Here is an 11,832-nt window from a genome sequence, read left to right as displayed (position 1 = left end):
GCTCCGGCCCTGGCCCCGTGCCCCGGCCCCGGCGTACGGGATGCCGCCGCCGCGCCTGACGTGGCGTCCCCCTGCCCTGGTCCCGCCGAGCTCGGCTCAGCGGAGCCAGGGCAGGTCCGCGTCCGGGTCCGTGGGCTGGAGGCCCTCCGCGATCACCCGCATGATCTCGCCGAGCTGCTTCACCTGCTCCGGCGAGAGCCGGTCGAACATCGCCTGCCGCACGGCGGCGACATGCCCGGGCGCGCTCTGCCGCAGCACCTCGTACCCCTCCTCCGTCAGCTGCGCGAACTGGCCGCGCTTGTCGGAGGGACAGTCCTCGCGGCGCACCCAGCCGCTCTTCTCCAGGCGCGCGACCGCGTGCGAGAGCCGGGAGCGCGTGATCTTGGCGTTCCGGGCCAGTTCGGTCATCCGCATCCGGCGGCGGGGGGCCTGGGAGAGGTGCACGAGCAGCCCGTAGTACACGTGCGGCATGCCCGCGTCGCGCTGCAGCTGGCGGTCGAGATGGTCGTCGAGGAGGGTGGTGGCGTGGAGGTAGGCGCGCCAGACGTGCTGTTCCTCGTCGCTCAGCCAGCGGGGTTCCTGGGATGCCGTGGTCATGAGATCCATCGTACGACCCGTTCTTGAAAGTTGAACTAGATCGGATCTAAGCTCGTCATGTCATCAAGCTTGAAGATTCAATCACTTCCGTCGACTTTCGGATGAAGATCGGAGGCGCCGCCATGAGCGACGACACCCGCACGAGCGCCCTCCCGGCGACCGCCCCGGCGGCACACACCCCCGCCACCACTCCCGACCCCGCCCCTGCCCGCATGCCCGCCCTCTACCTCTCCCACGGCGCACCGCCGCTCGCCGACGACCCCGTCTGGCCCGGCCAGCTCGCCGCCTGGTCCGCCGACCTGCCCCGCCCCACGGCGATCCTCATGGTCTCCGCGCACTGGGAAGAGGCTCCCCTGGCCCTCGGCGCGACGGAGACGGTGCCGCTCGTGTACGACTTCTGGGGCTTCCCCGAGCACTACTACCGCGTCCGGTACGCGGCCCCCGGCGCGCCCGCGCTCGCGGAATCCGTCCGCAAGCTGCTGCGCGCACCCGGTACGCCCGTGCAGGACATCCCCGACCGGGGCCTCGACCACGGCGCGTACGTGCCGCTCGTCGAGATGTTCCCGGACGCCGACATCCCCGTCCTCCAGATCTCCCTGCCCACCCTCGACCCGCGCAGGCTCATGGACATCGGCCGCGCCCTCGCCCCGCTGCGCGACGAGGGCGTCCTGATCGTCGGCAGCGGCTTCTTCACCCACAACCTGGCCGCCCTGCGGCACGCCGGCGGGGTGCCCGGCTGGTCGGCCGAGTTCGACGACTGGGGCCACCGTGCCCTGGAGGCGCAGGACGTCGACGCGCTGCTCGACTTCGTCCACAAGTCCCCGGCCGGACGTCTCGCCCACCCCCGCACCGAACATTTCGCGCCGCTGTTCGTCACCCTCGGCGCGGCGGACGCGGCGGGCGACCTCGGGGCGGGGCGCAGCGTCATCGACGGGTTCTGGATGGGGCTCGCGAAGCGGTCCGTGCAGTTCGGGTGAACGGCTGCCGCTCCCGCGCCGCCTCCGACGCCCGCCGGCCTGCGTACGCGGCGCGGCACCGGGCAACCGTACGGGGCGGGGCTGCGTCCTGAAGGTCGGAAGAAGTGGCGTCGAGGGAGCCGCCTGACCTGCACCTTCGTTCGCTCCGACAGCCCCGGCGCGCCCGGAGGCGGCGCAGGATACTGCATGATCGCGAAAATCGATGCGCCGGGTGGGAATTCTGTCCTGATTCCAGTCGTTGTTTCCGTCGGATGCAGGGCACCCGAAGAGGGTGTCGCGGCCTACTCAGCAAGGGAGCACGCATGGCAACCCGTGCCGTCGCCCGTCGTCAGTCGTCCGCCACGAGCAGCACCAGCACCACGAGCAGCGCGAGCGGCCGCAGCAGGGCGAGCAGCGTTCGCGCAGGCGGCGAGATCGCCGACCGCGACCTGGTCGGCATGTACCTCGACGAGATCGCGCGTACGCCGCTTCTCGACGCCGCCAAGGAGGTCGAGCTGTCCCAGACCATCGAGGCGGGCGTGTACGCCCGGGAGATCCTCGACGGCGAGGTGGACAGCAAGGCCGCCGGCGCCACCCGCGAGGAGCTCGAGGCCCTCGTCGAGGCGGGCGAGCGCGCCAAGGACCTCTTCATCAAGTCCAACCTCCGCCTGGTCGTCGCCGTCGCGCGACGCTACCCGCGCAGCGGCCTGCCACTGCTCGACCTGATCCAGGAGGGCAACGCGGGCCTGGTCCGCGCGGTCGAGAAGTTCGACTACACGAAGGGCTTCAAGTTCTCCACGTACGCCACGTGGTGGATCCGCCAGGCCATCACGCGCTCCATAGCCGACCAGTCGCGCACCATCCGGCTCCCCGTCCACCTGGTGGAGGAGCTCGGCCGGATCCGGCGCGTCCAGCGCGAGTTCAACCGTGAGCACGGCCGCGAGCCGGAGCCCGCGGAGGTCGCGGAGGAGCTCGGCTCGACCCCCGAGCGGGTCATCGACGTCCTCGACTGGGCGCGCGACCCGGTCTCGCTGAACATGTCGGTGGACGACGAGGGCGAGACCCAGTTCGGCGACCTCCTGGAGGACACCTCCGCGGTGTCGCCCGAGCAGTCGGTGCTGACGCTGCTGCGCAGCGAGGAGCTCGACGACCTGATCGACAAGCTCGACGACCGCACCGCCTCGATCATCCGCATGCGGTACGGCATCGAGGACGGGCGCGAGCGCACGCTGACCGAGGTGGGCAAGGAGCACGGCCTGACGCGCGAGCGGATCCGCCAGATCGAGAAGCACGCGCTGCTGGAACTGAAGAAGATGGCGCACGACACCGGCTTCGACGCGGTGGCCTGACCCCGAGCGACCCCCGCCGGACGGACCGCGAAGGCCCCGAAGCCGAGCGGCTGCTCGGCGAGCCGCAGCCGCAGTCCCGTGCGCCGCAGGGGAACCCCGGGCCGAACGGCCCGGGCCCCGCGCGTGGCAGGAGACATGCGCGCCGTGGTCGCAAGCCCGACTCGGCCGCCGGGCGTGCTCGATTCGGGCCCTCAGAGGCCCGACTCAGCCGTCCGCACCACCACCGGCACTCGCCCCGTCGGCGCCGGCCCACGCCCCCTCGGCCCTGGCTCCCGCCCTACCCTCCACCGCACCGCTCGTCGCCGCACTCGTCGCCGCGCCGAGCCGGGCCGCCAGGTCCTGGGTGTACGCCAGCAGCGCGACCGGGGCATGGATCGTGTACGGCGCGTCCACGAGCGCCAGCCGGATCGCCAGCCACTCCACGGAGTCGGCCGTACGGGCCCGCAGCCGGCACGTGTCCGGCCCGGTGGCGACCGGCGCCAGATGCCCCGGCAGCCGCGCGGCCACGAACTCCGCCGGTGCCTCGAACCGTACGTCCAGCACCAACTCCTCCTGCGACCGCGCGATCGACCGCTTCAGCAGCTGCGCCGCGTCCCCCGCCGGAAGCTCCCGCGCCGTGAACCGCGCCCCCGTGGGGAACGGGTCGCTGACCCGGTCCACGCGGAAGGTGCGCCAGTCCTCGCGCCCCAGGTCGTACGCGACCAGGTACCAGCGCCACCCCGTCGACACCAGCCGGTACGGCTCCACCAGCCGACGGCTCTCCGCGCCGTCGCCCGCCCGGTACCCGAACCGCAGCCGCTCCCGCGCGGTCACCGCGCCGGCCAGCGCGGTCAGCGTCTGCGGGGCGACGGTCGCGCCGTCGCCCCGGGTCAGCGGGATGGTCGCGTTCTGCAGCGTGGAGACCCGGTGCCGCAGCCGCGACGGCAGCACCTGCTCCAGCTTCGCCAGGGCCCGTACGGAGGCCTCCTCCACGCCCTCGATGGCGTGCCCGGCCCCCGCCCGCAGGCCGACCGCGATGGCCACGGCCTCCTCGTCGTCGAGCAGCAGCGGCGGCATGGCCATACCGGCCACCAGGCGGTACCCGCCCGTCGTCCCCTTCGTCGCCTCCACCGGATAGCCGAGGTCCCGCAGCCGGTCGATGTCCCGGCGGATCGTGCGCGGGGAGACCGAGAGCCGTTCGGCGAGCTCGCTGCCGGGCCACTCGCGCGGCGTCTGCAGCAGCGAGAGCAGATTCAGTAGTCGTGCCGGGGTGTCCGTCATGCGTTCCAGCATGAGGGCCATCTAGGACATGGCCTGACCTACATCGCTCCTACTGTCCCTCCCATGAGTGCACACGACGCCGACGCCGTCGCCCCGGCGGCCCCCGAGACTGCCGGCACGACGGCGACGACCGCCCCCGCCCGAACGGAAGCGACGCCCGCCGCCGGAGCGGAAGGGACGTCCGCTGCCGGAGCCGAAGCGACGCATCCCGAAGGCGGCGCGGCAGGTGACCGCAGGCGGTGGATCGCCCTCGCCATCGTCATGACCGCCGCCTTCATGGACCTCGTCGACGCCACGATCGTCAACATCGCGATCCCCAGCATCGAACGCGACCTCGGCGCCACCTTCGGTGCCATCCAGTGGATCACCGCCGGCTACGCCCTCGCCTTCGCCGCCGGCCTGATCACCGGCGGCCGCCTCGGCGACATCTACGGCCGCAAGCGGCTGTTCCTCCTCGGCACCGCCGGATTCACCGTCGCCTCCGCGCTCTGCGGCTTCGCCGCCGACCCGGAGATGCTCGTCGCCTCCCGCCTGCTGCAGGGCGCCGCGGCCGCGATGATGGTCCCGCAGGTCCTGTCGATCATCCACGTCACCTTCCCCGCCCACGAACGCGGCAAGGTCTTCGGCCTGTTCGGCGCGATCATCGGCCTCGGCGCCGTGTCCGGCCCGCTGCTCGGCGCGCTCCTCACCGAGTGGAACCTCTTCGGGCTCGAATGGCGGCCGATCTTCCTCATCAACCTGCCCGTCGGCATCGCCGGCATCATCCTCGGCCGGAAGTTCATCACCGAGTCAAAGGCACCGAAGGCGCTCCGCCTCGACCTCGTCGGCGTGCTGCTCGTGACGGTCGCGCTGCTCATGCTGATCTACCCGCTGACCCGCGGCCGCGAGCTGGACTGGCCGCTGTGGGGCCACCTGATGATGGCCGGCAGCCCGCTCGTGTTCGGCGCGCTCGTCGCGTACGAGAAGTACAAGACGAAGAAGGACGGTTCGCCGCTGGTCGAGCTGAGCCTGTTCAAGGTGAAGAGCTTCGCGGCCGGCATCGCGGTCCAGCTCACCTTCGGCGTCGTGATGGGCGTGTTCTTCCTGGTCTGGACGCTCTACATGCAGACCGGGCTCGGCTGGACCCCGCTGAAGGCCGGCCTGACCGGCGTGCCGTTCTCCCTCGCGGTGTCGATCGCGGCAGGCATGTCCGTGCAGAAGCTGGTGCCGAGGTTCGGACGTAAAGTCCTCCAGTCCGGCGCGCTGATCATGGCGACCGGAGTGCTCCTCTACATCTGGGAGGCCGACCGGTACGGCACGTCCGTCCAGCCCTGGCAGATGATCCTTCCGCTGGTGGTGATGGGCGTCGGCATGGGCCTGATCGTCGCCCCGCTGACGGACGCGGTCCTCTCCGACGTCCCGCGCGAGCACGCCGGTTCGGCGTCCGGCCTCATCAACACGACCGGACAGATGGGCAACGCCCTCGGCCTCGGGCTGGTGTCGGTGGTCTTCTTCGGCGCCATCGACGAGGAGCGGCTGCGGCAGATACCGGCCGAGGTGGGCCCGGCGTTCGCGGACGCCTTCCAGAACGCGCTGGGCTGGGTGGCCGGAGTGCTCCTGGTGATCTTCCTGGTGATGTTCGCGCTGCCGGCCAAGCCGAAGCAGCACGTGGAGGGCGCGGAGTCCGCCGACAGCGTCGATTTCGCCGACTCCACGGAGAACGCGGCAAAGGAGCCGGCCCTGGCGGGCTGAGTCCCGAAGCATCACGGTGAACGAGGGCGTGGGCCCGGGGAAGACACCCCGGGCCCACGCCCTCGTACGCGAAGTCGGCACTCCGGATATGGCACTGTCGGTGGGCTCAGCGCACCCGTGCCCGCGACTCCATCGCCTCGCGGGCCCGGCCCTCGTCCTCGTACACCTCGCACATGTGCCGCCCGTCGGGCGTCGCCGTGTGCTCGACCTCCCACAGGCTCAACTCGCTGCCGTCGAGCAGCAGGAAGGCGTGCTCGTAGAGGGTGAAGCCGGCGTCCCGGCCCTCCACCGGGCAGTGCCGCCCGAACGCCTGCGTGATGTGATGCGCGAACGCCACCCGCAGCCGGCGCGCGGTCTCCTCCCCGGGCCGGTCCGCGTTCTCGGCGCGCCGCAGGACGCGGCGGGCGTGGTCCGCCGAGTTGTCCGGCACGTACATCCTCGGCTGACGCGGCATCGGCCGGGACAGCAGCTCGGTCAGCATCTCCAGATCGTTCTGCAGCTCGTCGTCCGGGTCGTTGGCGAGCACGCCGAACCGCTCCACGTCCCAGTCGCCCTCGAAGCCGGCCGGCAGCCGGGAGGCGGCGAGCGTGGCCTCCGCCTCGTCGGCGTACAGCTCGTGGTGCTCGGCGCCGCCGCGGCCGCTGTTGTGCACCAGCTCCCACAGGCTCAGGGCGGTGCCGTCCGCGAGCAGGAAGGTGTGCCGGTACGTGCTGCGGTGCAGCGTCGCGCTGTGGTGCGAGGAGTGCAGGGTGGAGGAGTGGGCCAGGGCGCCCTCCAGCAGCTCGATCGTGGCGTCGGGCAGCTCGAAGGAGTTGAGGGCCCGGCCCAGGAGCCGCTCGACGTGCGTCTCGGTCGTCTCGTACGGATCGTGAGGATCGTTCAAGGTGGGTCTCCAGGCCGTCGCCGCATGTCACGTGGTGCTCGCTTAACGTAGCCCCTGGGTCTGACATCGTGTCCGGGGTTCGGCAAAACGAAGGGGGAGCGTACGAAGTTCCCGCACGCCCCCAACTTCCTTACGCGCCTTCCTTCTTCACCGTTCCGGCGCTGTACAGCTCGGTGTACGAGGGGAACTCGCCGCCCGGCCCCGACACCCCCTCCGCCGCCAGAACCGCCCGCACGATGGCCCGTGTCACGGTGTCCGCGCCCGCCGCGAGGATCTCGTTCGGGGACAGCGGACCGCCCTCCGAAGGCAGCGGACGCTCACCGGTCGCCAGCGCGAAGACGGTGTCGCCGTCGTTCAGAAGATGCACCGGACGGATGGCGCGCGCGATGCCGTCGTGCGCCGTCCCCGCGAGCTTCTGCGCCTGCGCCCGCGTGAGGTCCGCGTCCGTGGCGACCACCGCGAGCGTCGTGTTCATCGGCGGCGGCGCGTTCGTCCCGACCGCCCGGGCGAGGCGCTCCATCGCTGCGGCGTGCACCTCCGGCTCGGGAACCACCGGGGCCGGGGGGAGGGGCCCCTCCCCCTCCCCTCCCCCGCCCACCCCACCCACTCCGCCCACCCCACCCGCTCCGTACGGCGGTTCGAAGTACCGGCCGTACAGTGCCCCGGTCGCCGGGTCCAGCGCGGAGCCGACCGCGTTGACCACGACCAGCGCGGCCACGGTGATGCCGGACGGCAGGAGCGTGCTCGCCGTGCCCACGCCGCCCTTCATGCCGCCGACGACCGCGCCCGTGCCCGCGCCCACAGCCCCGCACTCCACGGGCGCGCCGCGCTCCGAGGCGGCGGCGGCCTCCACGGCGGCCCGGCCCGTCGAGGCGTCGGGCCGCGCCCTGAAGTCGCCGCCGCGACCCAGGTCGAACACGCAGGCCGCAGGCACGACCGGCACCACGTGCGTCGGGTCGGGCCCGACCCGCACCCCGCGGCCCTGTTCCTCCAGCCAGGCCATCACGCCCGCCGCCGATTCCAGCCCGTACGCGCTGCCTCCGGTCAGCACCACCGCCTCGATCCGCTGGACCAGGTTGCGCGGGTCCAGCGCGTCCGTCTCCCGGGTCCCCGGCCCGCCGCCGCGGACGTCCACGGCGGCCACCGCCCCGCCCTCCGGGGCGAGGACGACGGTCGTCCCGCTCAAGGCCCCCGGTCCGGCGACCCGCGCGTGCCCGACCCGCAGGCCGGCCACGTCCGTGAGTCCGCCGCACCGACTCGCGCGTCCCTGCCCGTCTGCCTCCTGATGCGTCATGCCGCTCTGCCTACCACGGCGGTCAGTGCCGGGTGGCCGGATTGCGCTGGGTCAGCGTCACCCCGACGGCGACCGTCGCCGCCGCGACCAGGCCGGCCGCCAGTACCGCCCAGTGGCCGGCGAAGGTGCACATCAGGATCGCCAGCGCCGACACCGGCAGGACCAGCTGCTGGGCGATGCCCACCTTGAAGTACCGGGCGTGCAGCACCCACACCGACAGCAGGAACACCGCCGTGGGAATCGTGACAGCCGACGAGGCGGCCAGTGTCGACAGGTGCGCCTTGCCCACCGCCTGCTCGACCGCGATCTCGATGCCCGCGCCGATCGCCGCCGCCGACGCGAAGATCACGTAGTGGCCGTAACCCCAGAGGAAGCCCTGCCGGTTCTCCTGGAGCCGGTCGTGCGCCGGCACGACGAAGTAGATCCACCACGCGGCGAAGACGATCAGCAGCCCGCCCGCCGCGATCGGCAGCAGCTCGCCGAGCGCGTCGTTCTCGCTCACCCCGGACTTCACGGCCACCGTCGCCGCGGCGATCGACTCACCGAGAACGATGATCGTGAAGAGTCCGTACCGCTCCGCGATGTGGTGCGGATGCCACGCCGTCGTGGCGTCCTTCTCCGCGTACACGGGGACCGCCAGCTCCAACAGGGCCATCACGACGAACACCCACGGGCGGGCCGGCTCCGGTACGAGCAGCAGCGCGATCCAGCCGATCTGGACGGCGATGACGCCGCCCGCGTACCGGCGGCACATCGTCCGCTCGTCCGGCGAACCGGCGTGGTGCGCCGCCCGCAGCCACTGTGTGGCCATCGCCAGCCGCATCACCAGGTAGCCGAGGTAGACCACGAGGAAGTCGTGGTCCTGGAAGGCCCGGGAGACACCCGCGGCGAGGACGAGCACACCGGCGATCTGGACGAGGGTGACGACGCGGTACAGCACGTCGTCGTTGTCGTAGGCCGAGGCGAACCAGGTGAAGTTCATCCACGCCCACCAGATCGCGAAGAAGACCAGGGCGTACGAGGTCAGGCCCTCGCCGGCGTGGCCCTCGGCGACCGCGTGCACGAACTCCGCGCCCGCCTGGGCCACGGCCACGACGAAGCAGAGGTCGAAGAACAGCTCGAGCGGGGTGGCGGCGCGGTGCGACTCCTCGCGGGAGCGCGCGGTGAGCGGCAGGAACGGTTGTGTCATGCGCCCAGCACAGCAGAGGGCCGGGCGGAGGGCCACGCTCGGCACGCGGTCGGCGTGATGCCCCGGCGTACCCTGGAGGTATGAGTACCGCCCCCGCCCACGGACCGCGAGACGCGAAGCAGCCCGAGGCTCGTCCGAAGCCGAGGCTGATCTTCGACGATCCACTGGACCAGCAGTCCGCGGACGATACGGACCGCGGGTGGGGCGAGCGGCCTCCCGGCGGCGACAGTGCCGCCGACCTGGCGCGGTTCCTCGACGAGAAGCCGCCGCACCACCTCTGACGCCGGCCCCTCCGAGGCCGGCGGGAGCCGGCTAGGAGGTGGGGCGTCCCGCCGTCGCGTTCACATCGCCGGAGCCACGCTGCTGGACGAGGTGGTCGCGGATCTCCTTGAGCACCTCCAGCTCGCTGACCTCGATCGTCTCCTGGACGCCTTCCCTCGCCCTCTCCTGCGCGGCCCTCCGGGCGAGGACCTTCGCCATCGGCAGGACCATGAGGAAGTAGACGACGGCGGCGGTGATCAGGAAGCTTAGGACGGCGCTCAGGACCGTGCCCCACATGATCGGGATGCCGGTCACGACGTTCCCCGCCTCGTCGACCTCGCAGGGGCCCTTGAGGCAGGACTGGTAGCTCTCCAGGTCCTTGGTGCCGAACGCGCCGACGAGCGGGTTGATGACGCCCTTCACGACCGAGTTCACGATGTTCGTGAAGGCGGCACCGATGACGACCGCGACCGCCAGGTCGATCACGTTCCCCCGCATCAGGAAGGCCTTGAAGCCTTCCAGCACGCTCTCGTTCTGCTTCTGGCTCACCAGGACGCCTTTCGTCGCTTGTGGAGTTGGCGGAGCCATTACGCCGTGAAGGGTGCAGGAACGTCCAATCCGTACACACAGACAGGTGACTTGACGGTCCGTCAGTGCGAATCAGCACAGGGTCACCGCCAGTCGGGAGGAGGCGGCGGCGCCGGCGAGGGCGGTCGCCGTGGAGCGGGGGACGGACAGGACGACGAGCGCTCCGTCGTCCGAGGCGTCCGTGCTCGGAAGGGGAACGCGCGCCACGCGGGCGCCGGCCGCGATGACGCGGGCGGCCGGCGGCTCACCCGCGGACGAGTGCGCGGCGGCGATGACGTCGACCCGGTCGCCGGGGCGCAGCAGGCGGACGGTCGCGGCGTCGGCGATCCGCACGGGTGCGGACACCAGCCGCATCGCGGGCGGTTTGCGTTTCTCGCGGGCGGCCGTCTCGCGGCCGGCGGGGTCCTGCGTGGACACGGCGCTCGCCGCGCCCGTCGCCGCGAGGGCGACGGCGGCCGTCGCGAGCAGCGCGGCGGGTGCGCGACGGGTGCGTCGCAGGGTTCGCCGCAGCCGCCGGCGGCCGCCGCGTACTCGTACGGGCGGGAAGTGCGGCACGGTGCCCGGTTCGGGTACGTGCGGCAGGCAGCCGGCGGGCGGGGTGCCGGGCGTGGAGGGCTGGGGGGTGAAGGTCATGACGGACACCGCCTGTCTCGTGCGAGAGGCCCCGGGACGTCCGGAGCACCTCCACGATCAGCCCTCCGGGGAAATCCTGCTGACGCCTGTGGATGACTCGGCGGTTGTGGACAACTTGCTCACTCTTGACGGCGATTGCCCGCCCGGGCCGGCCGGGTGGACAGTGTTCACGGGAGTCGGATTCCCGGGTCCCAGCCGTCCAGCGCTCGCGTGCACGCACAGTCCCGGTCTGTCGTCGCGGGGAGCGCTCCGATCGCGTCGGACAGCACGGTCCGCAGCCGTTCGACGTTCTGACCGAACACTCGCAGGACCTCGGAGTGCGAGACGCCTTCGCCCGTCTCGGTTCCCGCGTCGAGGTCCGTCACCAGCGCCAGGGAGGTGTAGCAGAGTTCCAGTTCGCGGGCGAGGGCCGCTTCCGGATGGCCGGTCATGCCGACGATCGACCAGCCGGCGGCGGAGTGCATGCGCGACTCGGCCCTCGTCGAGAAGCGCGGGCCCTCGACGACGACCATCGTGCCGCCGTCCACGGGGTCCCAGCCGCGCCCTCGTGCCGCCTTCAGCACGACCCGGCGGCCGTCGAGGCAGTACGGGTCGGCGAGGGAGACGTGCACGACGTTCGGGGTCGTGCCGTCGGGCAGCGGCTCGCCGTCGAAGAAGGTCTGGGCCCGGGCCTTCGTCCGGTCGACGAGTTGGTCTGGGACGACCAGGGTGCCGGGGCCGTGGTCGGGCCGGAGGCCGCCGACCGCGCACGGTCCGAGGACCTGGCGGACGCCGACCGAGCGCAGTGCCCACAGATTGGCCCGGTAGTTGATGCGGTGCGGCGGCAGCCGGTGGCCGCGACCGTGCCGGGGGAGGAAGGCGACCGGTCGTCCGGCCAGCTCGCCCACGAACAGGGAGTCGCTGGGGGCTCCGTACGGGGTGTCGACCCGCACCTCGGTGACGTCTTCGAGAAAGGAGTAGAAACCCGATCCGCCGATCACACCAATGTCCGCGTACGGCTTCGTCACGCCGCCCCCCTCGTCGCCATGGGACTCACCCTAACCGTGGTGGCCGCGGGCGGGCGGGGGAACGCCTGTGGACCCCGCCGGGTG

12 protein-coding genes are annotated in these 11,832 nt (G+C 72.2%); 4 read left to right on the top strand and 8 right to left on the bottom strand.

Translation table 11 applies throughout. The features are described 5' to 3' along the window. Positions 1-96 precede the first annotated feature (96 nt). On the bottom strand, positions 97-606 hold the full coding sequence (locus ACNJ93_RS13010) for a MarR family winged helix-turn-helix transcriptional regulator (protein WP_418957560.1): 510 nt from the start codon (positions 604-606) through the stop codon (positions 97-99). Between the two features lie 203 nt (positions 607-809). Here ACNJ93_RS13010 and ACNJ93_RS13005 point away from each other — a divergent pair, with 203 nt between their 5' ends. Both ACNJ93_RS13005 and ACNJ93_RS13000 read left to right on the top strand, forming a co-directional pair. After that, on the top strand, positions 810-1,574 hold the full coding sequence (locus ACNJ93_RS13005) for a dioxygenase (protein WP_418961388.1): 765 nt from the start codon (positions 810-812) through the stop codon (positions 1,572-1,574). Between the two features lie 302 nt (positions 1,575-1,876). Further along, positions 1,877-2,902, top strand: a complete 1,026-nt coding sequence (locus ACNJ93_RS13000) for a sigma-70 family RNA polymerase sigma factor (protein WP_418957559.1) — start codon at positions 1,877-1,879, stop codon at positions 2,900-2,902. Positions 2,903-3,106: 204 nt separating this feature from the next. Here the strand turns inward: ACNJ93_RS13000 and ACNJ93_RS12995 are convergent, their stop codons facing one another. Next, complete coding sequence (locus ACNJ93_RS12995) at positions 3,107-4,162, bottom strand: helix-turn-helix transcriptional regulator (protein ID WP_418957558.1); 1,056 nt, start codon at positions 4,160-4,162, stop codon at positions 3,107-3,109. A 261-nt stretch (positions 4,163-4,423) separates the two neighbouring features. Here ACNJ93_RS12995 and ACNJ93_RS12990 point away from each other — a divergent pair, with 261 nt between their 5' ends. Further along, a complete protein-coding gene (locus tag ACNJ93_RS12990; protein WP_418961387.1) occupies positions 4,424-5,893 on the top strand; it encodes an MFS transporter in 1,470 nt (489 codons plus the stop codon). A gap of 106 nt (positions 5,894-5,999) precedes the next feature. Here ACNJ93_RS12990 and ACNJ93_RS12985 read toward each other — a convergent pair whose 3' ends face one another. The 3 genes from ACNJ93_RS12985 to ACNJ93_RS12975 all read right to left on the bottom strand — a co-directional run bounded on the left by ACNJ93_RS12985 (position 6,000) and on the right by ACNJ93_RS12975 (position 9,259). Then, the gene (locus ACNJ93_RS12985; RefSeq protein ID WP_418957557.1) at positions 6,000-6,776 is read right to left on the bottom strand and encodes a DUF6227 family protein; all 777 of its coding nucleotides are present in this window, start codon (positions 6,774-6,776) and stop codon (positions 6,000-6,002) included. 130 nt (positions 6,777-6,906) lie between these two features. Then, complete coding sequence (locus ACNJ93_RS12980) at positions 6,907-8,070, bottom strand: P1 family peptidase (RefSeq protein ID WP_418957556.1); 1,164 nt, start codon at positions 8,068-8,070, stop codon at positions 6,907-6,909. A 22-nt stretch (positions 8,071-8,092) separates the two neighbouring features. Next, positions 8,093-9,259, bottom strand: coding sequence for a low temperature requirement protein A (locus ACNJ93_RS12975; RefSeq protein WP_418957555.1), 1,167 nt, complete (start codon positions 9,257-9,259; stop codon positions 8,093-8,095). A gap of 80 nt (positions 9,260-9,339) precedes the next feature. On the opposite strand from ACNJ93_RS12975, the gene ACNJ93_RS12970 reads away from it, so the two are divergent. Next, the gene (locus ACNJ93_RS12970) at positions 9,340-9,540 is read left to right on the top strand and encodes a hypothetical protein (protein ID WP_418957554.1); all 201 of its coding nucleotides are present in this window, start codon (positions 9,340-9,342) and stop codon (positions 9,538-9,540) included. 31 nt (positions 9,541-9,571) lie between these two features. Here ACNJ93_RS12970 and mscL read toward each other — a convergent pair whose 3' ends face one another. The 3 genes from mscL to ACNJ93_RS12955 form a co-directional block, all read right to left on the bottom strand. After that, complete coding sequence (mscL, locus tag ACNJ93_RS12965) at positions 9,572-10,108, bottom strand: large conductance mechanosensitive channel protein MscL (RefSeq protein ID WP_418957553.1); 537 nt, start codon at positions 10,106-10,108, stop codon at positions 9,572-9,574. 72 nt (positions 10,109-10,180) lie between these two features. Beyond that, positions 10,181-10,741: an RcpC/CpaB family pilus assembly protein gene (locus ACNJ93_RS12960; RefSeq protein WP_418957552.1), complete on the bottom strand. Its 561-nt coding sequence runs from the start codon at positions 10,739-10,741 to the stop codon at positions 10,181-10,183. Positions 10,742-10,908: 167 nt separating this feature from the next. Beyond that, entirely contained in the window at positions 10,909-11,748 is an 840-nt protein-coding gene (locus ACNJ93_RS12955; protein WP_418957551.1) for an S-methyl-5'-thioadenosine phosphorylase, read from the bottom strand. Between the last annotated feature and the right edge of the window lie 84 nt (positions 11,749-11,832).

The sequence above is a fragment of the Streptomyces tritici genome, from assembly GCF_048500665.1.
In the GTDB taxonomy this organism is placed as follows: domain Bacteria; phylum Actinomycetota; class Actinomycetes; order Streptomycetales; family Streptomycetaceae; genus Streptomyces; species Streptomyces tritici.
The sequence above is the reverse complement of the archived record's forward strand: the minus strand, read 5'-3'. Positions and strand labels throughout refer to the sequence as shown.

Bases quoted from the DNA above. Each gene is read 5' to 3' on its own strand.
- ACNJ93_RS13010 (WP_418957560.1), bottom strand. From the start codon at position 606: ATGGATCTCATGACCACGGCATCCCAGGAACCCCGCTGGCTGAGCGAC.
- ACNJ93_RS13005 (WP_418961388.1), top strand. From the start codon at position 810: ATGCCCGCCCTCTACCTCTCCCACGGCGCACCGCCGCTCGCCGACGAC.
- ACNJ93_RS13000 (WP_418957559.1), top strand. From the start codon at position 1,877: ATGGCAACCCGTGCCGTCGCCCGTCGTCAGTCGTCCGCCACGAGCAGC.
- ACNJ93_RS12995 (WP_418957558.1), bottom strand. From the start codon at position 4,162: ATGACGGACACCCCGGCACGACTACTGAATCTGCTCTCGCTGCTGCAG.
- ACNJ93_RS12990 (WP_418961387.1), top strand. From the start codon at position 4,424: ATGACCGCCGCCTTCATGGACCTCGTCGACGCCACGATCGTCAACATC.
- ACNJ93_RS12980 (WP_418957556.1), bottom strand. From the start codon at position 8,070: ATGACGCATCAGGAGGCAGACGGGCAGGGACGCGCGAGTCGGTGCGGC.
- ACNJ93_RS12975 (WP_418957555.1), bottom strand. From the start codon at position 9,259: ATGACACAACCGTTCCTGCCGCTCACCGCGCGCTCCCGCGAGGAGTCG.
- ACNJ93_RS12970 (WP_418957554.1), top strand. From the start codon at position 9,340: ATGAGTACCGCCCCCGCCCACGGACCGCGAGACGCGAAGCAGCCCGAG.
- mscL (WP_418957553.1), bottom strand. From the start codon at position 10,108: ATGGCTCCGCCAACTCCACAAGCGACGAAAGGCGTCCTGGTGAGCCAG.
- ACNJ93_RS12960 (WP_418957552.1), bottom strand. From the start codon at position 10,741: ATGACCTTCACCCCCCAGCCCTCCACGCCCGGCACCCCGCCCGCCGGC.